Source organism: Oceanicola granulosus HTCC2516 (assembly GCF_000153305.1).
In the GTDB taxonomy this organism is placed as follows: domain Bacteria; phylum Pseudomonadota; class Alphaproteobacteria; order Rhodobacterales; family Rhodobacteraceae; genus Oceanicola; species Oceanicola granulosus.
The window spans coordinates 23,613-45,467 of sequence record NZ_CH724108.1; the positions used below are offsets into that span (position 1 = coordinate 23,613).

Below are 21,855 nucleotides of genomic sequence, written 5' to 3' on the forward strand. Positions count from 1 at the left end.
CAGGCATTATCACGTTGAAGATCCCGCGCTTTTCGTTTTCCCTCGTGGCACGCAAATTTCTAGGAGGCGAACAACATGAGCTTCAAGACGACCCTGCTCGCCGTCGCGGCCGCGACGGTTGGAACGATGGCAGCGGCTCAGGAGCCGCAGTTTTTCCGCATCGGCACCGGCGGCACCGCCGGCACCTACTACCCGATCGGCGGCCTGATCGCGAACGCGATCTCCAGCCCGCCCGGCTCGCGCGCCTGCGAGGAAGGCGGCTCCTGCGGCGTGCCCGGCCTGATCGCGACGGCGCTGTCGGCCAACGGCTCGGTCGCCAACGTCAACGCCATCGCCGGCGGCACGCTCGAGTCCGGCTTCGCCCAGTCCGACGTCGCCACCTGGGCGCAGACCGGCACCGGCATCTGGGAAGACCGTGACGCGGTCGAGGACCTGCGCGCCATCGCCAACCTCTACCCCGAGACGATCCACCTCGTGGCCTCGGCCGACAGCGGCATCGAGACTCCGGCCGACCTCGCCGGCAAGACCGTCTCGCTCGACGAGCCGGGCTCGGGCACGCTGGTCGACGCGCGCATCATCCTCGACGCCTACGGCCTGAGCGAGGACGACATCGACGCCGAGTACCTCAAGCCCGACCAGGCCGGCGAGCGGATGCGCGACGGCGCGATGGACGCGTTCTTCTTCGTCGGCGGCTTCCCGGCCGGCGCCATCGCCGAGCTGGCGAGCCAGGACGACATCACCATCGTCCCGATCACCGGCCCCGAGGCCGAGGGCATCCTGGGCGAGTACACGTTCTTCGCCGAGAACACCGTCCCCGCCGGCACCTACGAGGGCGTCGACGAAGACGTCACCACCCTCTCGGTCGGCGCCCAGTGGGTGACGAGCGCGGACCAGCCCGAGCAGCTGATCTACGACATCACCGCGGCGCTGTGGAACGACAACACCCGCAAGCTGCTCGACGCCGGCCACCAGAAGGGCCGCGAGATCACCGCCGAGACGGCGCTCGACGGCATCGGCATCCCGCTGCACCCGGGCGCCGAGCGCTTCTACCGTGAGGCCGGCCTCCTGACGGAGTAAGCTCACCTCGCGGCACGGCGCGCGCCCCTTTGCGCGCCGTGCCGCAGCCAACAGACGACGCGGGGACAAGCCGATGACCGAGCGCAGGGACAGCCTCACCGAAGAGGAAATGCAGGCTCTGGAGCAGGAGTTCGACGCGGAGGTCCGGTTCCGTCCGCTGCCGCCGCTGCTCGGCTGGGTCGTGGCGGGCGTGCTGTTCGCGCTGGCCTGCTACCACTACTACACCGCCGGCTACGGCATCCCGCGCGCCACCACGCACCGCGGCGTCCACATGGGCGTGACGCTGGCGCTGGTGTTCTTCTCCTTCGTCGCCTTCGGCCGCCCGCGCCCCTCGACGCCGGGCCTCGGCGCGCCGCTGGGCCTGCCGCTCGCCGACTGGGTGCTCGCCGCCGGCGCGCTCGTCGCGGCGCTCTACGTGCCGTGGATCTTCGACGATCTCGCCTTCCGCGTCGGCAACCCGCTCCCGATCGACGTGGTGATGGGGACGATCCTGATCGTGACCCTGCTGGAGGCGACCCGCCGCGCGATGGGCTGGCCGCTGCCGGTGATCGCGCTGCTGTTCATCGCCTACGCCTATTTCGGCCAGTCGATGCCCGGCGTCCTCGCCCATCCCGGGGCCGACTGGACCGGCATCGTCAACCACCTCTACCTCACCAGCCAGGGCATCTACGGCACCGCGCTCGGCGTGATCTCGACCTACGTGTTCCACTTCGTGCTGTTCGGCGTGATGGCGACGCGGATCGGGCTCGGGCAGCTGTTCATCGACCTCGCCTCCGCCCTCGCCGGCCGCTTCGCGGGCGGGCCGGCCAAGGTGTCGGTGCTGTCCTCGGCGATGCTCGGCTCGATCTCGGGCTCGTCGATCGCCAACACCGTGACCACCGGCTCGCTGACCATCCCGGCGATGATCCGGATCGGCTACCCGCGCCACTTCGCCGCCGCGGTCGAGGCCGCGTCCTCGACCGGCGGCCAGATCACCCCGCCGGTGATGGGCGCGGTGGCGTTCCTGATGATCGAATACCTGGGCGTGCCGCTGACCACGATCCTCACGGCGGCGCTGGTGCCGGCGTTCATGCACTTCTTCGGGGTGCTGGTGCAGGTCCACCTCGAGGCCCGCCGCCGCGGCCTGCGCGGGCTGACCAAGGACGAGCTCCCGGTCGCCTGGGCGGTGTTCAAGGCCGGCTGGCTGACCACGCTGCCGCTGTTCGTGCTGGTGGCGATCCTGCTGTCGGGCAAGACCCCCTACCTCGCCGCCTTCTGGGGCATCACCGCCTGCATCGGGGTGCTGGCGATCCAGAGCCTCCTGCGCAACGGCACCAACCTCAAGGGCGCGGCGACGGACTTCGTCGCCGGAGTCTGGGACGGGTTCGTGGTCGGCGCGAAGTACTCGCTGTCGGTGACCGCCGCGGCGGCGCTGGTGGGCGTGATCATCGGCGTCGTGACCCTCACCGGGGTCGGCTTCAAGATCGCCTACATGGTCACCTCCGTCGCCGGGCAATGGGCCGAGTCGGTCTCCGCCGGCCTCGCCTTCCTGCCCTTCGACGTGATGTCGGTGCCGTCGCTGACGCTGCTGTTCACGCTGATCATGACCGCCATCGTCTGCGTGCTCATGGGCTGCGGCATCCCCACGACGGCGAACTACCTGATCATGATCGCGGTGGCCGCGCCGATCCTCGGCCTGCTCGGGGTGCAGCCGATCGTGGCGCATTTCTTCGTGTTCTACTTCGGCGTGCTCGCCGACATCACGCCACCCGTCGCGCTCGCCGCCTATGCCGCGGCGGGAATCGCCGACGCCAACGCCTTCAAGGCCGGCAACACCGCCTTCCGGCTCGGCATGGGCAAGGCGCTGGTGCCGTTCGTCTTCGTGTTCTCGCCGTCGATGCTGCTGGTGGTGGACGGCTTCACCTGGTCGGAGTTCTGGCTCTCGACACTGGGGGCGATGGCCGGCATCTGGATGCTGTCGTCGGTCTTCGCCGGCTGGCTGTTCGCGCCGCTCCGGGCCTACGAGCGGGTGCTGCTGACCCTGTCGGCGCTGCTGCTCGTGGTACCGAGCCTGTGGCCGACGATCATCGGCGTCCTGCTGGTGCTGCCCGCGGTGATCCGCCAGCTGCCGATGCTGGGGCAGACGCCGCAGCCGGTGGTGGAGCCGGAGTAGACATACCGACCGCCTCAACGGCGACGCGGAGGCTTGATGCCAAGGCCTGCAGGGCGGCTCCCGGACACGGGGTCGCCTGCGGACTTCACGGACGCGGCGCGCGCGGGTAGAACGGCGCGATGAAGATCACCGGGACCGAGCTGCACCACTTCGCGATCTTCGACAGCGTCGTGAGGAACAGCGGCTTCTCCGCCGCGCAGGCCGAGCTGGGGCTGAGCCAGCCGACCATCTCCAACCACATCACCGCCCTCGAGGAGCGACTCGGCGTGCGGCTGTGCCAACGCGGACGGGGCGGGTTCGTGCTGACCGAGGAGGGGCGGATCGTGCACGAGCTCGGGCAGTCGCTGCTCGGCGAGCTCGAGAGCCACGGCAGCAAGCTCGCCGCGCTCCGGGGCGGGCTGGTGGGGCGGGTGCGGCTGGCGGTGGTGGATTGCCTCGCCACCGATCCGCACTTCCGGCTGCCCGACGCGGTGCGCGGGTTCAGGGCGCTCGCGCCGGCGGTGCAGGTGGAGCTGACCGTCGAGCGGCCGCAGGACATTTTGAGCGGCATCCACGACAACAGCTTCGACATCGGCATCGGCGGCTTCGACCGGCTGCTGAGCGGGCTGGAGCACAAGGTGCTCTACCACGAGCGCCACAGCCTCTATTGCGGGCGCGCGCATCCGCTGTTCGAGGCGGGCGAGGTGGCGGAGGCGGAGCTCGGGGCGCATCCGTGGGTGCACCGCCGCTACTGGAGCAAGCGGCGGCAGCGGCGGCGGAGCCTGTCGGAGAGCGACGCGTTCGTGCAGGAGATCGAGGCGCAGATCATCATGGTGCTGAGCGGCACCTACCTGGGGCTCCTGCCCGACCATGCCGCCGCCGCGCACGTGGCGCGGGGCGAGCTGCGCGCCCTGCCCTTCCAAGGGCCCGACGGCGACGTGACGATCGACGTGGTGACGCGCAGCGGGCCGCAGCCGGAGGCGGTCGAGCTGCTGCGCGCCGAAGTGCTGGCGCGGCACGCGTGAGGCGTCAGGCTCCGCGGGCGGTGGCGAGGTCGGCGAGGTAGGAGCTCTCGGCGCGCTCGTCGAGCAGCACCTGCCGGTCGAGGTCGGCGAAGAGCAGCGTCGGCGCGGCGTCGGCCTCGGTGAGCGTTTCGCCGCGCGGGCCGCAGATGCGCGACAGGCCGACGAAGCGCAGGTCGGGCTCGGTGCCGGCGCGGTTGGCGTAGGCGACGAACACCTGGTTCTCCATCGCGCGCACCGGCACGACCTGCCGGGAGATGCGCTCGTGCGGCTCCATCAGCGCCGTCGGCACCGCGACGAGATCGACCCCGGCCTCGGCCTCGGCGCGCAGCAGTTCGGGGAATTCCACGTCGTAGCAGATCACCACGCCGACGCGCAGGCCGCCGCACTCGAAGCGCAGCGGCGCGGCGCCGGGGCGGAAGGTGTCCTTCTCCCAGCCGCCGAACAGCATCCGCTTGGCGTAGCGGCCGAGCTCGCGCCCGTCGGGGCCGAAGGCGACGGCGGCGTTGCTGAGGCCGTCGGGGGTGTCGAGGTGGGTGCCCATCAGGATCGTCAGCCCGGTGCGGGCGGCGATGTCGGCTACCTGCTCGAGCGCCGCCTCGACGCCCGGCAGGCCGCCGGGAGCGAGGCCGGGGACGTGGTAGCCGGTGAGGTAGCCCTCGGGGAATACCAGCAGACCGGCCCCCTGCTCCCGCGCCTCGTCGGCGCGCCGGGCGACCTCGGCGAGGGTGGCGTCGAGATCGCCGGCGATGCCGGCGCCTTGCCAGAGTGCGATGCGCAGCATGGGCTGTCTCCTCAGGTGTCGACCCGCTCGGCCCCGAGCAGGCGCGGCAGGTTGCCGAAGCGGCCGATCAGCCCGAAGACGAGCGCCGCGAGGGCGACGAACAGGACCGAGACCACGCCCATGATCGGGGTGTAGCCGTAGCGGAGGGAGTTGAAGATCTTGATCGGCAGCGTCTCGACGGTGAAGCCGGCGACCATGTAGGCGATGATGTACTCGTTGAGCGACAGCACGAAGGCGAAGGCGTAGCCCGAGACCATGTAGGGGAAGATCAGCGGCAGGATCACCGTGCGCAGCACCTTGCCCCGGTTCGCGCCCATCGTGCGCGCCGCCTCGATCAGCGACAGGTCGACCGATTGCAGCCCCAGCGTGATCGTCACCACCGGCAGCGTCACGAGGAAGATGCCGTGCGAGACGATCGTCGCGGTCATCTGGCCGTACATCCCGACCGAGACCCAGAAGACGAGGAAGCCGAGCGCCGAGATGACCGGCGGCAGCATGAAGGGCGCGACGCCGAGCATGTAGAGCCCGCGCGACAGCCAGCCCTGCCTCGCCCAGACGTGGAGCGCCAGCGGCAGCGCCACGATCACCGCCAGCAGGCTCGAGACCGCGGCGATGACGAGCGAGTTGGTCAGCGCGCCCAGCCAGTCGGGGGTGCGGAACAGCTCGCCGTACCAGCGCAGCGACAGGCCCTCCGGCGGGAAGCGCAGGGATTGCTGCTCGTTGATCGACACGCCCGCCACCACCAGCAGCGGCGCGGCGAGCAGGGCCAGCACGAGGACGATGTAGGCGGTGCGCAGCGTGCGGCTCATGCCTCGGCTCCCTTGTCGCGCCCGAGCAGCAGGGTCAGCCCGACCATCGCCAGCGACACCAGCAGCAGCAGCACCGCCATCGCCGCCGCGAACGGCAGGTTGGACTGGAACACCGCCTGGTCGGTGATGTGGACCGACAGCGTCCAGTGCTGCGGCTGGCCGAGCACCTGGGGCAGCAGGTAGACGCCGAGGGTGAACACGAAGACGAGGATCAGCGCGCCGAACAGCGGCAGGCGCAGCAGCGGTGCCGTCACGGTGCGGAACGCCCGCCACGGGCTCGCGCCCATCATCCGCGCGGCCTCGCCGAGCTCCGGGTCGAGCCGCGAGACGGGCGGGTAGAGCACCAGCACTGAATAGGGCAGCGCGAGGTAGCACATGCCGGTCATCAGCGCGAAGAGGCTCGGCGTGTAGGAGCGGGATTCCTCGAGCAGGCCGAGCCAGACGAAGAAGTTGCCGACGCCCGCCGTCTTGGAGAGCAACGTCGAGAGCGAGAAGCCGACGATCACCTCCGACAGCGACAGGATCGACAGCAGGATCACCAGCACCAGCGTCTGCCCGCGCCGGCGCAGGCGCGACAGGAACAGCGTGAAGGGCAGCGCGAGGGTCACGCAGATCACCGCCGCCGCCGCCGAGATCAGCACCGAGGTCAGCAGGATGCCCCCGAAGAACGGCGACAGGAAGCGGCGGTAGCTGTCGAGCTCGAAGCCCATCTCGAAGAACCCGCCGGGCACCCGGTGGGCGACGCTGACGGCGAGCATGATGGCGAAGGGAATGACGAAGAAGACCGCCAGCCAGCCGGCGGGCAGCGCCGCCAGCCAGGCCGGGGTCACGGTGCGCCGGTTGCCGCTCATGCCGGCAGCACCACGCGCTTGCCCGGCACGAAGCCGAGGCCGACACGGTCGTCGACCTTCAAGTCGGAGCGCGCGTCGGGGGCGTAGAGGGCGGTGATCTCGGTGCCGTCGTGGTCGAGCACGAACTGGGTGCTCTCGCCGAGGTCGCGGATGAAGACGACCCGCGCCTCGAGCCCCTCGCCCGCCGGGCCGAGACGGGTGTCCTCGGGGCGCACCGACAGGACGGCGGGCTGGCCCGGGCTGCACTTGACGCGGTCGGCGGGGTCGAGGGCGAGGCGCTGGCCGGAGAGGGTGAGGCTCGACGCGTCCGTCAGCTCGCAGGGGAGCAGGTTGGAGGTGCCGATGAAGCCGGCGACGAAGGCGTTGGCAGGGTCGCGGTAGACCTCCATCGGCGCGCCGACCTGCTGCACGCGGCCCTTGTCCATGACGATGACGATGTCCGCCATGGTCAGCGCCTCCTTCTGGTCGTGGGTGACGACCACGGTGGTGACGCCGAGCCGCTGCTGGAGCTGGCGCAGCTCGACCTGCATCTGCTCGCGCAGGTTGGCGTCGAGGGCGGAGAGCGGCTCGTCGAGCAGGAAGACCTTGGGCTCGATGGCGAGGCCGCGCGCGATGGCGACGCGCTGGCGCTGGCCGCCGGAAAGCTGGTGGATGCGGCGGTCGCCCATGCCGGCGAGCTGGACCTGCGCGAGCAGCTCGTCGGCCCGCTTGCGGCTCTCGGCGCGGGGCCGGCCGCGGATGCTGAGCGGGTAGGCGACGTTGTCGGCGACGCTGAGATGCGGGAACAGCGCGAGCGACTGGAACACCATGCCGAACTCGCGCTTCTCGGGCGGCACGTTCGTCTGGTCCTGCCCGGCCACGGAGACCTCGCCGGCGGTCGGCTCCTCGAGGCCCGCGAGCAGGCGCAGGAGGGTGGTCTTGCCGCAGCCCGAGGGGCCGAGCAGGCAGATGAAGCTGCCGTCGGGGACGTCGAGGGTGACGTCGTCGACGGCCGTGTGGTTTCCGAAGCGCTTGGTGAGGCCGCGCAGGGAAAGCTCGGTCATGCATGTATCCTTGTTGCGGCCGGCCCGGGGGGCGGGCCGGCCGCGAGAGTGTGTCCGCTCAGCGGGTGACGATTTCCGACCACTTCTGGTTCACCCAGTCGGCCTTGTCCACGTAGAGCTCGTAGCGCGGCAGGATGGGCGCGACGTCGGAGGAGACGGCGGCGAATTCCTCGTCGGTCAGGTCGGTCATCTCGCGCGGCACGGTGGGCGCGGTGCCCACGAAGCGCGACAGCTTGGCCTGGACTTCGGGCTGGGCCATGTAGTCGATGAAGATCTGGCTCTGCTCGATCGCGTCGGAGGCGCGCGACACGACCCAAGAGCCGGAATCGAGCACCGCGCCCTCGGCGGGGAAGGTCGAGCGGACCGGCTTGCCGTCGGCGGCGGCGAGGCCGGTGACGTCGTGGTAGTACTGGCCCATCGGGATCTCCCCGGTCTCCAGCCCCTGCTGGAACTGGCCCTCGTCGCGGTACCACAGCCGCACGTTGGGCTGCACCTCGGCGAGCTTGTTCATCACCTCGAGCACGCCCTCCTCGGTGGCGAGGATGTCGGTGCCGCCGAAGTGGACCGTCGCGGTGATCTCGAGCAGGAACGAGTTGGACGCGAGGGCCAGCAGGCCGAGGCTGTTCTCGTTGGCCGGATCCCACAGCGTCGCCCAGCTCTCGGGCGCCTCGGGGTAGACGTCGGTGTTGGTGACGAGCGAGATGTACCACGCCACGGCCCCGGTGCCGTAGAAGCTGCCGTCCTCGTAGGTGTGGAGGAAGTGCTCGGGCAGGTTCTCGACGTTGGGCATGGCGGCGCGGTCGAGCTTGGCCCAGAGTTCGGCGCGCTCGCCGCGGATGCGGGCGACCTGCGCCATCATCGACACGTCGGCGGGCGCCTGCCCGGCGCGGGCGGCCTGCTGGAGTTGGACCAGCCACGCCTCGCCGGTGGGCTCGGCAATGGACTCGACCTCGATGCCGGTGGCGGCGGTGAAGTCGGGATAGATGTGGTTCTGGAAGCTCTCCTCGAAGTAGCCGCCGTAGGTGCCGACCTTCAGTGCGCCGCCCTGGGCGCGCAGGATCGAGGGCGCCGCGAGCGAGCCCAGCGCAAGGGCCCCGGTGGAGGCGAGAAATCCGCGTCTCGTTGTCATGGTGGTCTCCCTGATGAGGTTTCTTCAGTCTTTGCGGTCGTTCGTCTGCGGCACGCCCGGCAGGACGCAGAGCATCTCGTAGAGCAGGTTCGCACCGATCAGTGCCGTATTACCGGATGGATCGAAGGGCGGCGAGACCTCGACTAGGTCGCAGCCGACGAGGTTGAGCCCGGCGCAGCCGCGCACGATCTCGAGCGCCTGCCACGTGGACAGCCCCCCCGGCTCGACGGTGCCGGTGCCCGGCGCGAAGGCCGGATCGAGGCTGTCGATGTCGAAGCTGAGGTAGACGGGCCTGTCGCCGATGGCGGCGCGCACGCGCTCCATCAGCGGGGCGAGCGACTTGTACCATATTTCCTCGGCCTGGATGACCGTCCAGCCCTGCTGGCGGCCCCAGTCGAAATCGTCGGGCGAGTAGCCGGTGCCGCGCAGGCCGATCTGAAAGACGTGCTCGTTGAGCAGGCAGTCGTCTTCCCAGGCGCGGCGGAACGGGCAGCCGTGGGCGACGGTCTCGCCGAACATGTGCTCGTTGATGTCGGCGTGGGCGTCGACGTGGATCAGCGCGACGGGGCCGTGTATCTTCCGCATGGCGCGCAGGATCGGCCAGGTCAGGGTGTGGTCTCCGCCCAGCGTCAGCGGCAGCGCGCCGGTCGCGAGGACGGTATCGTAGTGCGCCTCGATGCGGCGGACGGAATCCCTGAGGTCGAAGGTGTTGATCGCGACGTCGCCGATGTCGGCGACCTGCAGGTGCTCGAAGGGCGCGGCGCCGGTGGCCATGTTGTAGGGCCGCAGCATCCGGCTCTCGTCGCGGATCTGACGCGGACCGAGGCGGGTGCCGGGGCGGTTGGAGGTGCCGATGTCCATGGGGATGCCGACGAAGCAGGCGTCGAGCCCCGCCGCGCTGTCGGCCGCCGGCAGGCGCATCATCGTGGCCGGGCCGCCGAAGCGGGGCATCTCGTTGCCCCCGAGGGGCTGGTTCAGGTTGGTCATCCGGGCTCCCGCTGCCTGTCTCTCGGGCAGCGATTAGACCCGATTTCCCGGCGCGGAGGAATTACGGCCTGTCAATAATTACATTGGGGCTGCTCAATGTAAGCGCTCCCTCAGCCGAGCAGGCCGGCGTAGCGGGGCAGCCAGAGGCTCAGGGCGGGGAAGAAGGTGATGATGAGCAGCAGCACGATCAGCACGGCGATGAACAGCCAGATCTCGCGGATCATCTCGCCCAGCGGGATTCCGTTGAGCGCCTTGATGATGAACAGCAGGATCCCGTAGGGCGGCGTGATCAGGCCGATCATCATGTTGAAGACGATGACGATGCCGAAATGGTGCAGGTCGATCCCGAGCGCCGCGGCGGTGGGGATGAACAGCGGCGTGATGACGAGCATGATCGTCGAGACGTCGAGGAAGCAGCCGAGCACCAGGTAGAGCAGGTTCACCATCAGGAAGAACATGACGACGTTGAGCTCGAACTGGTCGAAGAACAGGAACACCGCCTGCGGCACGCGCTCGACGGTGACGACGTAGTTGAAGATGAACGCGCCGCACAGCACGATCGTCACCACCGCCGTGGTGCGCACCGTGGCGCGGACCACCTCGACGAACTCCGCGAGCCCCATCGAGCGGTAGGCGAACACCGCCAGCAGCAGCGCGTAGAAGGCCGAGACCGCCGCGGCCTCGGTGGGGGTGAAGGCGCCGGAATAGATGCCGCCGAGCAGGATCACCGGCATCATCAGCGGCGGCAGAGCGCGCAGGATGATCATCGGGATCCGGCGCAGCGGGATCGCCGCCTCGACGGGGAAGCCGCGCAGCTTGGCGGAGACGCCGACGACGATGCCGAGCGTCACCACCACGAGCAGCGCCGGCAGCACGCCGCCGAGGAACAGCGCGCCCACCGAGGTGGAGGAGATCAGCGCGTAGAACACCATCGGGATCGACGGCGGGAAGATCGGCCCCACCACCGACGAGGTCGCCGTCACCGCGCCGGCGAAGCCGCGGGGGTAGCGGTCGTTCTCGGTCATCATGTTGGTGAGGATCTTGCCCACCCCGGCGACGTCGGAGACGGCGCTGCCGCTCATTCCCGAGAACAGCAGGCTGGTGAAGATGTTGACCTGCCCGAGCCCGCCCGGCAGCCGGCCGACCATCGCCAGCGCGAAGTTCAAGAGCCGGTCGGAGATCTTGGAGGCGTTCATGATGTTGGCGGCGAAGATGAACAGCGGCACCGCCAGCGCGACAAAATTGCCGAATACCCCGTTCAGCACCATCTCGGCGGCGAGTCCGACGTCGCGCCCGCTCATGATGAGGTAGAAGATCGACGACACGATCATCGAGATGCCCAGCGGCATCCCCATCACGGTGGTCGCGATCAGAATGGCGATCATCAGCGGTAGCGCGGCGGTGGCGATCATGTGCGGGAAATGTCCTCAGACGTGCTCGCGCCAGTCCGGGCGGAACAGCTCGTAGATCCGCCAGACCGACTGGAGCGCGAAGGCGGCGACGAAGAGAATGTAGCACCCGTAGACCCAGTGCATCTGGATGCGCAGGACGGGCGATTTCTTGCGGGTGAGGAACTGCAGGTAGTCCCACGTGTAGGGCACGAGCCACGCGAAGGCGAGCGCGATGATGGCCAGCGTGACGATGTTGAAGCCGCGCTTGGTGCGCGGGGTGACGGTGTCGTAGACGACGTCGAACGAGACGTGGTCGCGCACCGGCACGAGAAAGGCGGCGGCCCAGAAAACGGTCCAGATGAAGCAGATCATCACGAACTCTTCGGTCCAGGCGAGCGGGTCGTTGAGCACGTAGCGCCAGAAGACCTGCACGATGAAGCCGCAGAAGGCCGCGAGGAAGAGCAGGACGCCGACAGCATCGGCGCCCCGCTTGAGCCATGTGAAGGCCGTGGATGTCATGGTCGCGGCCTTCGCCTGTCGCGCGTCAGTCGGCCATCGCGTTGATCTGCTCGACCCAGCCCTCGGGCCAGTCGGCGGCGCGGTCGGAAGTCATGTATACGTCCTGGACGTGGCTGCGGAACGCGTCGAGGTCGGGCTCGGTGACGGTGAGGCCCTCCTCCTCGAAGAAGGCGACGAGACGGTCCTCCTCCTCGTAGCGGCGCTCGTTGTTCCACTCGCAGGCGGTCTGCGCGGCCTCGACCATGTTGGCCTTCTGGCCGTCGTCGAGCTGCTCCCAGGTCTGCTCGTTGACCGCCATCGGCAGGCCGTCGACGAGGTGGTTGGTCAGCGTGATCTGCTCGGTAACCTCGTAGAACTTGGCCGCCTCGACGGTGGGCAGCGGGTTGTCCTGCGCGTCGATGGTGCCGGTCTGGAGGCCGAGATAGACCTCGGAGAAGGGCAGCGGCGTCGGGTTGGCGCCGAGCGCCTCGCCGAGGAACAGCCAGGCGTCGGAGCCGGGCATCCGCAGCTTCAGGCCGTCGAGATCGGCCGGGGTCTGCACGTCCATCGCGCTGCGCAGGTTGAGCTGGCGGGTGCCGAGGTAGCAGACGGCGAGCAGCTCGATGCCCATCTCCTCGCGCACCGTGTCCTTGAACTCGGCGCCGAGATCGCTCTCCATGAAGGCGCGGTAGTGGTCGGCGTCCTGGAACAGATAGCCGGCGGTCAGCAGGCCGAATTTCGGGATCGCGTCGGCGATGAGCTGGAACGACACGTAGGCCATTTCGGCGTTGCCGCGCTGGAGCGCGTCGAGATCGCCGTTCTGGCCGAAGAGCGAGCCCGAATCGTAGAGCTGGATGTCGAAGGTGCCCGGCTCGAGCTCGTCGAGCGTCTCCTTGAACACGCCCATCGCCTGGGTGTGCAGGTCCGTGGGCACGGACACGGTGGTGAACTTCACCTCGATCGGATCGTCCTGCGCGACCGCGGCGCCGGCGCTGAGCGCGATGGCGGAAACGGCGGACAGCGCGAGGCGCGTGGTGGTGCGGATGGTCATGTGGCTCCTCCCTCCATTGTGTCGGCCGCGCGCCTCCCTCTCCCGGGGAGGCCTGTCCGGCTCGACGGACAGGCTGGACCTTGCAACAAGTGCAGACTGATGTAAACAGTGATGCTCATGTTGGTTGCATAACTGATTGTATCAGTTGGATCGAACGGAGGATCGCCGTGGCGGACAAGGACAAACTCGACGGAATCGTCTGCGCCACGGTGACGCCCGTGGACGCGGACTTCCGAATCGACGTCGCGCGGCTGGCGCGGCATTGCCGCCAGATGCTCGACGACGGCTGCAGCCATGTCTCGCTCTTCGGCACCACCGGCGAGGGCACGTCGTTCGGCTCGGCCGAGAAGATCGCCGCGCTGGAGGCGCTGGCCGAGGCGGGCATCGCGCCCGAACGGATGATCCCGGCGATCATGAACACCGCGCTCGCCGACGCCGCTGACATGCTCGCCGCGACCGAGCGCCTCGGCTGCCGCGCGGCGCTGGTGCTGCCGCCCTTCTATTACCCAGAGCCGGGCGACGCGGGAATCGAGAGCTTCCTCGCCGCCCTCGTCGCGCGCTCCGGCGCGGAGCGGATCGACCTGCTGCTCTACAACATCCCGCAGCTCGCCCGCATCTCCTACACGCCTGCGCTGGTCCGTCGGCTGCTCGGGCGGTTCGGCGAGCGGATCGTCGGGATCAAGGACTCGACCGGCGTGCTCGCCAACGGGCTGGGGCTGGCGGGCGAATTTCCCGAACTGGCGGTGTTCACCGGCCATGACGGGGTGCTGCCCGAGCTGCGCAGCGCCGGTGGCGCGGGGATGATCGGCGGGATGCCGAACCTGTTTGCCGCCGACGCCGTCGCGATCCTCGCCGCGCCCGACGCCGAGGCGACGGCCGGCCGGCGGCAGGATTCGGTGCGCCGGATCGAGGCCGTGGACGGCACCGGCGGTCTTGCCGCGCTCAAGGCGCTGCTGGCCCGCCGCTACGACGACCCCGCCTGGGCGCGCACCATGCCGCCACTCACCCCCCTGCCCGCGGCCGAGACCGACGCCGTGCTCGCCGCGCTCGCGCAGACGGGTTACGTCCCCGGCGAGGCAGCCTGACCGGAGGGCCCATGGCCGACGAAACCTCCCGCCCCGCCGCCGCGCCGCTCAAGACGGCGGCGTACGACCGGTTCCAGCAGGCGCTGCTGCAGGGCCGGCTGCGGCCCGGGCAGGTGGTGTCGCAGAAGGAACTGGTGTCGCTGCTCGACATGTCGATCGGGGCGCTGCGCGAGCTGCTGCCCCGGCTCGAGGCGGAGGGCCTGCTGACGGTGATGCCCCAGCGCGGCATCCAGATCACCGTGATCGACCTGCCGATGATCCGCGATGCCTTCCAGCTGCGCATGGCCCTCGAGCGCGAGGCGGTGCTCTCGGCGGTGCGCAAGATGCCCGACGAGGTGCTCGGCGGCCAGGAGACGCTGCACCGCTCGATCCTCGAGCGGCTCGACCGACAGGCCGCGCCGCCGCCCGAGTTCTTCGACGAGGGGCAGGACGTGGACAGCGCCTTCCACGACGTGCTGATCGCGGCGACGGGCAACGAGCTGATGGTGCAGGCCTACAACGTCAACTCGATCCGCATCCGGCTGATCAAGCTCGACCGGATCAAGCTGACCAAGCACACCCTTCCCTCCGCCTTCAACGACCACCTCGCGGTGATCGCCGCGCTCAAGGCGCGCGACGCCGCCGCCGCCGTCGCCGCCATCGAGGCGCACGTGCGCAATGCCCGCGACCGGGCGATAGAGCTCTGACAGGACACCCCACGCCATGACCGACGCCCACCAGCCGATGCTCCACATGATCGGCAATGCCCATCTCGACCCGGTCTGGCTCTGGCGCTGGCAGGAGGGCTGCGCCGAGGCGATCGGCACCTGCTGGGCGGCCATCGACCGGATGGAGGAGGGCGAGGGCTTCGTGTTCTCCAAGGGCGAGGCGCACATCTACGCCTGGATCGAGGAGCTCGACCCGGACCTGTTCGCGCGCATCCGCCACTACGTCGCCGAGGGGCGCTGGGTGATCGTCAACGGCTGGTGGATTCAGCCCGACTGCAACGTCCCCTCGGGCGAGAGCGTCATCCGCCAGGCGCTCTACGGCAAGCGCTGGTTCCGCGACAGGTTCGGGGTCGAGGTGCCGGCGGGCTACAACGTCGACAGCTTCGGCCATCCCGGCACATTCCCGATGCTGCTGCGCCATACCGGCTCGACCAGCTACACGTTCATGCGCCCCAATGCCTCCGAGATCGACCTGCCCGGCGAGATCTTCCGCTGGCGCGCGCCGGACGGCTCGGAGGTCACGGCGTTTCGCATCCAGGGGGCCTACAACACCTCCAAGCGCGAGATGCCACTGCCCGAGAAAACCGATCTGCACTACGACAAGATCCGGGCCGCCGGGCATCCGTTCATGTGCTTCTACGGCGTGGGCAACCACGGCGGCGCGCCGACCAAGGCCAACATCGACGAGATCGAGCGGCGCATCGCGGCGGGCGAGCGGCTGAAGTTCTCCGACCCCGAGCGGTTCTTCGAGGAGGTCGAGGGCGGCGACTGGCCGGTCCACGACGACGAGCTGCAGTTTCACGCGGTCGGCTGCTACGCCGTGGCCTCGGCGCTGAAGGCGCTCAACCGCAAGGCGGAGAGCCTGCTCGAGCAGGCCGAGGCGGCGGCGACGCTGGCGGCGCGCGAGACCGGCGCGCCCTACCCGCGCGAGACGTTCGCCCGCCTGTGGAAGGTGCTGCTGTTCAACCAGTTCCACGACACGCTGGGCGGCACCAGCCTCGAGAGCGCCTGCGTCGACAGCGCCCGCGAGCTCGGCGGCGTCGTGCACGGGGCGGAGCTGGAGCTGAACGCCGCCGTGCGCCACCTCGCCCGCACCATCGCCCCCTCGCCCAGCCCCGAGGACGCGACGATGCTGCTCGTCAACATGAACGGCCACGCCGCCTCGTGCCTGATGGAGGCCGAGCCGTGGGTCGACAAGGACGTGACGAGCCGCCGGCGGGTGATCGACGAGGACGGCGCGGCGGTGCCGTTCCAGTACGCCGACCCGCACGGCAAGACGACGGGGATGCAGCGCATCGCGTTCCCGCTCGAGGTCCCGGCCTACGGCTGGCGGATGCTGCGCTTCGTGACCGACGAGGCGGGGGAGCGCGCGCCGACGCCGGGCTTCGGGGCCGAGACCGACGCGCGGGTGTTCGAGACCGGCGGCTACCGGCTCGAGATCGGCGCGGACGGGGCCATCGCGTCGCTGCGCACGGCGGACGGGCTGGAGGTGTTCGACGCGCCGGGGCACCGGGCGACCCTCGTGGACGACCCGACCGACACCTGGGGCCACGGCAACGGGCATCTGGGCCTCGAGGGCGAGGCGATGCGGCTGGAGCGGGTGCGGCTGATCGAGGACGGGGCGGTGCGCAAGGTGGTCGAGATCACCTGCGCCGCGCGCGCCTCGCGGATGACGACGGCGATCGTGCTGCCCGAGGACGGCCGCCTGCCCGTCGAGCTGCGGGTGCTGCTCGACTGGCGCGAGCGGCGCACGCTGCTGCGGCTGGCCTATCCCGTCGGCGCGGAGTCGATGGAGTGCGAGGTGCCCGGCGGCTGGGCGCCGCGGGTGATGAGCGGGCGCGAGGTGCCCGGGCTGCGCTGGCTGCGGGCGCGCGCGAAGGGGCGCGACGTGGTGCTCGCCAACGACGCCAAGTACTCGTTCGCCGGCAAGGACGGCGTAGTCTACGTCACCGCGCTGCGCTCGCCGGTCTTCGCCCACCACGACCCGGTGCCGCTCGAGGACGGCGCGCGCTATCGCTACATGGACCAGGGCGAGCACGCCTTCACCTTCCACCTGCGCGCCGCGCCGGCCCTGTCGCGGGGCGATGCGCTGGCGCTGGCGGAGACGCTGAACAAGCCGGTGATCTCCACTCCGCACGTCGCGCGCGGCGGCACCGGCCCGGCCCGGGGGAGCTGGCTGGCGGTGGAGGCCGAGGGGCTGCACGTCTCGACGCTGAAGATGGCCGAGGACGACGCGCGCACCATCCTGCGCGCCACCGAGCTCGACGGCACCGGCGCGGAGCTGTCGGTGAACGGCGCCCGCGCGACGGTGGGGCCGCGCGCCCTGGCGACGCTGGAGGTGGGGCCCGACGCGCTCCGGCCGCTCGACGGGCTGGAGCGCGGCTGATGCGTCAGCCGATGTAGGCCCGGAGCGTCGCCTCGGTGCCGTCGGCCCAGAGCTTCGCGAGCCACTTGCCGAACGCCCCGGCGAAGCGCGGCGCCTCGGCGAGGTCGTCGTAGAAGCGGCGCTGTTCGATCCACGCGGCGGGGCGGGTCTTCGCCTCGCGCGCGGCGGCCTGCAGCGCGTTCCAGTGCGGATCGTTCGGCGCGATGACGGTGCCGTCCTCGCGGGTGCCCTCGCACATGCGCGCCCAGAGCGCCTCGACCAGCGCCAGGCCGTCGAGCGACGTGCCGGCGGCGAGCGCGTCGCGGACGACAGGCAGCAGGAAGCCGGGGTGGCGGGAGGAGCCGTCGAAGGCGACGCGGCGCGTGGTGTCGCGGATCTCGGGGTTGGAGAAGCGGCGGTCGATGAGATCGACGTAGTCGCGCGGGGTCATGTCGGGGACGGCGGCGACGTGGGGGACGATCTCCTCTGTCTCCACCTTGCGGAAGAGGCCGTTGATCCCCTCGTTGGCCATGCAGCCCGCGATGGTCTCGATGGAGAGCAGCTCGCCGGCGTTGGCGAGGATCTGGTGGCCGGCGTTGAGGCAGCGCAGCTTCATCGCCTCGTAGGCGTGGACGTCGTCGGTGAAGGTCGCGCCCACCCTGTCCCAGTCGGGGCGGCCGGCGCAGAACTTGTCCTCCATTACCCACTGGCGAAAATTCTCGTGCGTCACCGGTGCGTTGTCCGCGATGCCGAGCTCGCGCGCGAGGGCCAGCTCGGCGGGGCCGGTGGCGGGGACGATGCAGTCGACCATCGCGTTGGGGAAGGTGGCGCTGGCGTCGATCCAGTCGGCGAGGCCGGGGTCGGTCAGGCGGGCGAGGCCGACGACGGCGCGGCGCAGGATGTCGCCGTTGCCCTGGAGGTTGTCGCAGGACTGGCAGGTGAAGGCCCCCTGCCCCGCCTCGCGCCGCAGGCGCAGCGCCGCGACCATCGCGCCGAAGGCGGTGCGCGGGGTGGCCGGGTTGGCGGCGTCGTGGCGGATGTCGTCGTGCGCGGCGTCGAAGCCGCCGTCGGCCTTCTGGTAGTAGCCGCCCTCGGTCACGGTAAGCGCGACGATGCGGATCTCGGGCTGCGCCATCTGGGCGACGAGCGCGCCGTTGCCCTCCTCGATGGGCACGAAGCCGATCATCGGGCCCGTCACCTCGGCGGACTTGCCGGCCGGGTCGAGCTCGATCAGCGTCGTCAGGCAATCCTGCGCCAGCAGCCGCTCGCGCTGCGCGGCGTCGGGCGCGCGCACGCCGGCGCCGATAATCGCCCAGTCGTTGGCGAGGCCCTCGTCCATGAGCCGGTGCAGGTACCATGCCTGGTGGGCGCGGTGGAAGTTGCCGAGGCCGATATGGACGATCCCCGGCGTCAGGCCGCCGCGGTCGTAGCGCGGCACGCGGATGCCGTCGGGCAGGTCGCTGAGCGTGGCGTTCGACAGGGGCGTGGGCATGGCAGGTCCTCTCGCACCGCGCGGGGCGGCGTCACTGGTGGCCGGTGCCTGATGGGCCACGGCACCGGGAATAACAACACAAGGCCAGCCGGACCGCGCCCGTCGGGCCGCCGCCCGGCCGCGGGATCAGGCCATCCGCAACCCGTCCGCGTCGAAGCGGTGGATCTTGTCGGGCTGCGGCTCGAGGTGGATCGTGTCGCCGTGATGCAGCGAGACCTCGCCGTCGGCGCGCACGGTCATCGGCTCTTCCAGCCCGTCGACATGAACGTGGAAGAAGGTATCGGAGCCGAGGTGTTCGGCGACGCCGACGGTGCCGGTGAAGGTCCCGCCCGAGGGCACGACGTCGAGGTGCTCGGGGCGGATGCCGATGGTCTGGGCACCGTGCTGGCCGGCGGAGGGGCCGGTGATCAGGTTCATCTTCGGCGAGCCGATGAAGCCCGCGACGAAGACGTTGCGCGGCTCGCGGTAGAGCTCGAGCGGCGAGCCGACCTGCTCGATGACGCCCGCGCGCAGCACGACGATCTTGTCGGCCATGGTCATCGCCTCGACCTGGTCGTGGGTGACGTAGATCATCGTCGTCTCGAGCGTGTTGTGCAGCTCGGAGATCTCCAGCCGCATCCCCACGCGCAGCGCCGCGTCGAGGTTGGACAGCGGCTCGTCGAAGAGGAATGCCGCCGGCTCGCGCACGATGGCGCGGCCGATGGCGACGCGCTGGCGCTGGCCGCCCGAGAGCTGGCCGGGGCGTCGGTCGAGGTAGTCGGTCAGGTTCAGGGCCTGCGCCGCCTTGGCGATGCGGCGGTCCTGCTCCTCCTGGTCCATCCCGGCCATCTTCATCGGGAAGGCGATGTTCTTGCGCACCGACATGTGCGGGTAGAGCGCGTAGCTCTGGAACACCATCGCCAGGCCGCGCTTAGCGGGCGGCTTGTCGGTGGCGGGCTGGCCGTCGATGCGGATCTCGCCGGCGGAGACGTCCTCGAGGCCGGCGATCAGGCGCAGCAGCGTGGACTTGCCGCAGCCGGAGGGTCCGACGAAGACCACGAACTCGCCGTCGTCGATCTCGAGGTCCAGCGGCGGGATGACTTCGACGTCGCCGAACTTCTTCTGCACTTTCTCAAGCGTGATGCGTCCCATGAAGGTGCTCCTTATTTCACGGCGCCGAAGGTCAGGCCCCGGACGAGTTGTTTCTGGCTGAACCAGCCCATGACGAGGATCGGCGCGATGGCGAGCATCGAGGCGGCCGACAGCTTGGCGTAGAACAGACCCTCGGGGCTCGAGTAGCTGGCGATGAACTTGGTCAGCGGCGCCGCGTCCACGGTGGTCAGCAGGATCGTCCAGAACGCCTCGTTCCAGGCGAGGATGATGTTGAGCAGGATGGTCGAGGCGATGCCCGGCACGGCCATCGGAGTCAGCACGTAGATGATCTCGTTGCGCAGCGAGGCGCCGTCCATCCGCGCGGCCTCGAGGATCTCGCCCGGGATCTCGCGGAAGTAGGTGTAGAGCATCCAGACGATGATCGGCAGGTTGATCAGCATCAGCACGACGATGAGCAGGATGCGGCTGTCGAGCACGCCGAGCCACTTGGCCAGCAGCACCAGCGGATAGAGCACGCCGACGGCGGGCAGCATCTTGGTCGAGAGCATCCAGAGCAGCACGTCCTTGGTCCGCTTGCCCGGCACGAAGGCCATCGCCCATGCGGCGGGGACCGCGATCAGGATGCCGAGCAGCGTGGAGCCGACGGCGATGATGATCGAGTTGGTCAGCGCCAGCGGGTAGTTCGAGCGCTCCTGCACGGCGGTGTAGTTCTCGAGGGTCCAGTCGAAGAAGAACCAGACGGGCGGGTCGGCGATCGCGGTGGCCTCGGACTTGAACGAGGTCAGGAAGGTCCACAGGATCGGGAAGAAGAGGAGCAGACCGAAGGCCCAGGCAAGGGCGGTCCACATGACCTTCTTTTGAGTGCTGACGGCGCGGGCCATGGTGCTCTCCTCAGTCCAGGTTCTTGCCGACGATCCGCATCAGGAAGATCGCGACGATGTTTGCGAGGATGACGGCGATGATGCCGCCGGCGGAGCCGAGCCCGATGTTCTGGCTCTCCAGCACGCGCTGGTAGACGAGGTAGGTGAGCGTGCGGGTGCCGAAGGCGCCGTTCGTGGTGACGAAGATCTCGGCAAAGATCGACAGCAGGAAGATCGTCTGGATCAGGATCACGACGGTGATCGCCCGGCTAAGGTGGGGCAGGATGATGTAGCGGAAGCGCGACAGCGCCGGCGCGCCGTCCATCTCGGCCGCCTCGAGCTGCTCGCTGTCGAGCGACTGCACGGCGGTGAGCAGGATCAGCGTGGCGAAGGGCAGCCATTGCCAGGCCACGATGACGATGATCGAGAACAGCGGCGCTTGGCTGAGAAAGTCGAACGGTTGCAGCCCCAGGGCCGAGTAGGCGTAGGAAAACAGGCCGTTGTCGACGTTGAAGAACATGTTCTTCCACACCAGCGCCGACACGGTGGGCATGACGAAGAACGGCGCGATGACGAGGATGCGCACCACGCCCTGCCCGAACATCGGCTTGTCGAGCAGCAGCGCCATGAGCACGCCGCCGACGATGGTGATGCAGAGGATGCCGCCCACCATCTGCAGCGTCGTCACCACCGAGTCGAGGAACGACGACGAGGTCAGGAAGGAGACGTAGTTGTCGAAGCCGATCCACGGCTCGAACGTCGCCCGCATCGGCCGGTAGTCGGCGAAGCTGAAATAGAGCGTCATGCAGAGCGGGATCAGCATCCACACCAGAAGCACGAACACGGCGGGCGCGATCATCCAGCGGGCTGCGGATCGGGAGTGCTGGGTGGCCATTTCGATAGCTCCTTGCTGTGGGGGTGCACGGCAGGCGGCACTTGCGAAGACCGGAGGGGCCTGCGGAAACGCCGTCGGTCAGGTTTTCGCGTGGTCGGTGGCGGAGGTGGACGGGGCCGAGGCCCCGTCCGGTGAAGCGTCGGCTCAGTAGCCGGCGGCTTCCATTTCTTCGGTCGTCAGGCTCTGCGCGTTGGCCAGCGCCTCGTCGACGGACTGCTGACCGGCGAGCGCCGCGGAGAACTCCTGGCCAACCTGCGTGCCGATGCCCTGGAACTCGGGGATCGCGACGAACTGGACGCCGGTGTAGGGGACCGGGTCGACCGTCGGGTTGGTCGGATCGGCCGCGTTGATGCTCTCGAGCGTCATCTGCGCGAAGGGCGCCGCGTCCAGGTACTCCTGGTTCTCGTAGAGCGAGGTGCGGGTGCCGGGGGGCACGTTCGCCCAGCCTTCGTTCTCGGCGACGAGCTCGGCGTAGGCCGGCCCGGTAGCCCAGGAGATGAAGGTCTTGGCGGCGTCGACGTCATCCGAGGAGGACGGGATCGCCAGCGACCAGGCCCAGAGCCAGTTGCCGCGCTTGCCGAGGCCG

Annotated in this window: 19 protein-coding genes and 1 pseudogene; 6 read left to right on the top strand and 14 right to left on the bottom strand. The window is 69.6% G+C overall.

Going from position 1 to position 21,855, the window contains the following annotated elements:
• Positions 1–75 precede the first annotated feature (75 nt).
• The 3 genes from OG2516_RS12565 to OG2516_RS12575 all read left to right on the top strand — a co-directional run bounded on the left by OG2516_RS12565 (position 76) and on the right by OG2516_RS12575 (position 4,233).
• Entirely contained in the window at positions 76–1,077 is a 1,002-nt protein-coding gene (locus tag OG2516_RS12565; RefSeq protein ID WP_007256058.1) for a TAXI family TRAP transporter solute-binding subunit, read from the top strand.
• A 73-nt stretch (positions 1,078–1,150) separates the two neighbouring features.
• Positions 1,151–3,229, top strand: coding sequence for a TRAP transporter permease (locus tag OG2516_RS12570; RefSeq protein WP_007256059.1), 2,079 nt, complete (start codon positions 1,151–1,153; stop codon positions 3,227–3,229).
• 119 nt (positions 3,230–3,348) lie between these two features.
• Positions 3,349–4,233: a LysR family transcriptional regulator gene (locus OG2516_RS12575; protein ID WP_007256060.1), complete on the top strand. Its 885-nt coding sequence runs from the start codon at positions 3,349–3,351 to the stop codon at positions 4,231–4,233.
• 4 nt (positions 4,234–4,237) lie between these two features.
• Here the strand turns inward: OG2516_RS12575 and OG2516_RS12580 are convergent, their stop codons facing one another.
• From OG2516_RS12580 to OG2516_RS12620, 9 genes are all read right to left on the bottom strand, one after another.
• Complete coding sequence (locus OG2516_RS12580; protein WP_007256061.1) at positions 4,238–5,014, bottom strand: carbon-nitrogen hydrolase family protein; 777 nt, start codon at positions 5,012–5,014, stop codon at positions 4,238–4,240.
• Positions 5,015–5,025: 11 nt separating this feature from the next.
• Entirely contained in the window at positions 5,026–5,823 is a 798-nt protein-coding gene (locus OG2516_RS12585) for an ABC transporter permease (protein WP_007256062.1), read from the bottom strand.
• Positions 5,820–6,674 (bottom strand): ABC transporter permease, encoded by an 855-nt coding sequence (locus OG2516_RS12590; RefSeq protein WP_007256063.1) that lies wholly within the window; start codon positions 6,672–6,674, stop codon positions 5,820–5,822. The genes OG2516_RS12585 and OG2516_RS12590 overlap by 4 nt, the downstream gene beginning before the upstream one ends.
• Positions 6,671–7,717: an ABC transporter ATP-binding protein gene (locus OG2516_RS12595; protein WP_007256064.1), complete on the bottom strand. Its 1,047-nt coding sequence runs from the start codon at positions 7,715–7,717 to the stop codon at positions 6,671–6,673. The genes OG2516_RS12590 and OG2516_RS12595 overlap by 4 nt, the downstream gene beginning before the upstream one ends.
• A gap of 58 nt (positions 7,718–7,775) precedes the next feature.
• The gene (locus OG2516_RS12600) at positions 7,776–8,846 is read right to left on the bottom strand and encodes an ABC transporter substrate-binding protein (protein ID WP_007256065.1); all 1,071 of its coding nucleotides are present in this window, start codon (positions 8,844–8,846) and stop codon (positions 7,776–7,778) included.
• A gap of 24 nt (positions 8,847–8,870) precedes the next feature.
• The gene (gene speB / locus OG2516_RS12605; RefSeq protein ID WP_007256066.1) at positions 8,871–9,833 is read right to left on the bottom strand and encodes an agmatinase; all 963 of its coding nucleotides are present in this window, start codon (positions 9,831–9,833) and stop codon (positions 8,871–8,873) included.
• Positions 9,834–9,943: 110 nt separating this feature from the next.
• Positions 9,944–11,245, bottom strand: a complete 1,302-nt coding sequence (locus OG2516_RS12610; RefSeq protein WP_007256067.1) for a TRAP transporter large permease — start codon at positions 11,243–11,245, stop codon at positions 9,944–9,946.
• A 15-nt stretch (positions 11,246–11,260) separates the two neighbouring features.
• Positions 11,261–11,743: a TRAP transporter small permease gene (locus OG2516_RS12615; protein WP_007256068.1), complete on the bottom strand. Its 483-nt coding sequence runs from the start codon at positions 11,741–11,743 to the stop codon at positions 11,261–11,263.
• 25 nt (positions 11,744–11,768) lie between these two features.
• Positions 11,769–12,773: a sialic acid TRAP transporter substrate-binding protein SiaP gene (locus OG2516_RS12620; protein WP_007256069.1), complete on the bottom strand. Its 1,005-nt coding sequence runs from the start codon at positions 12,771–12,773 to the stop codon at positions 11,769–11,771.
• Between the two features lie 167 nt (positions 12,774–12,940).
• On the opposite strand from OG2516_RS12620, the gene OG2516_RS12625 reads away from it, so the two are divergent.
• Genes OG2516_RS12625 through OG2516_RS12635 form a run of 3 tightly spaced genes read left to right on the top strand, consistent with a single transcriptional unit; the run spans position 12,941 to position 16,951 of the window.
• Positions 12,941–13,858: a dihydrodipicolinate synthase family protein gene (locus OG2516_RS12625; RefSeq protein ID WP_007256070.1), complete on the top strand. Its 918-nt coding sequence runs from the start codon at positions 12,941–12,943 to the stop codon at positions 13,856–13,858.
• Between the two features lie 11 nt (positions 13,859–13,869).
• Entirely contained in the window at positions 13,870–14,544 is a 675-nt protein-coding gene (locus OG2516_RS12630; RefSeq protein WP_007256071.1) for a GntR family transcriptional regulator, read from the top strand.
• A 16-nt stretch (positions 14,545–14,560) separates the two neighbouring features.
• Complete coding sequence (locus tag OG2516_RS12635) at positions 14,561–16,951, top strand: glycoside hydrolase family 38 N-terminal domain-containing protein (RefSeq protein ID WP_007256072.1); 2,391 nt, start codon at positions 14,561–14,563, stop codon at positions 16,949–16,951.
• A gap of 4 nt (positions 16,952–16,955) precedes the next feature.
• Here OG2516_RS12635 and OG2516_RS12640 read toward each other — a convergent pair whose 3' ends face one another.
• The 5 genes and pseudogenes from OG2516_RS12640 to OG2516_RS12660 form a co-directional block, all read right to left on the bottom strand.
• Entirely contained in the window at positions 16,956–18,422 is a 1,467-nt protein-coding gene (locus OG2516_RS12640; RefSeq protein ID WP_007256073.1) for a mannitol dehydrogenase family protein, read from the bottom strand.
• A gap of 126 nt (positions 18,423–18,548) precedes the next feature.
• On the bottom strand, positions 18,549–19,553 hold the full coding sequence (locus tag OG2516_RS12645; RefSeq protein WP_007256074.1) for an ABC transporter ATP-binding protein: 1,005 nt from the start codon (positions 19,551–19,553) through the stop codon (positions 18,549–18,551).
• Positions 19,554–19,564: 11 nt separating this feature from the next.
• On the bottom strand, positions 19,565–20,395 hold the full coding sequence (locus tag OG2516_RS12650) for a carbohydrate ABC transporter permease (RefSeq protein WP_007256075.1): 831 nt from the start codon (positions 20,393–20,395) through the stop codon (positions 19,565–19,567).
• Between the two features lie 10 nt (positions 20,396–20,405).
• A complete protein-coding gene (locus tag OG2516_RS12655) occupies positions 20,406–21,269 on the bottom strand; it encodes a carbohydrate ABC transporter permease (RefSeq protein WP_040615814.1) in 864 nt (287 codons plus the stop codon).
• Between the two features lie 144 nt (positions 21,270–21,413).
• Positions 21,414–21,855, bottom strand: a pseudogene (locus OG2516_RS12660) (sugar ABC transporter substrate-binding protein); the annotation flags it as partial.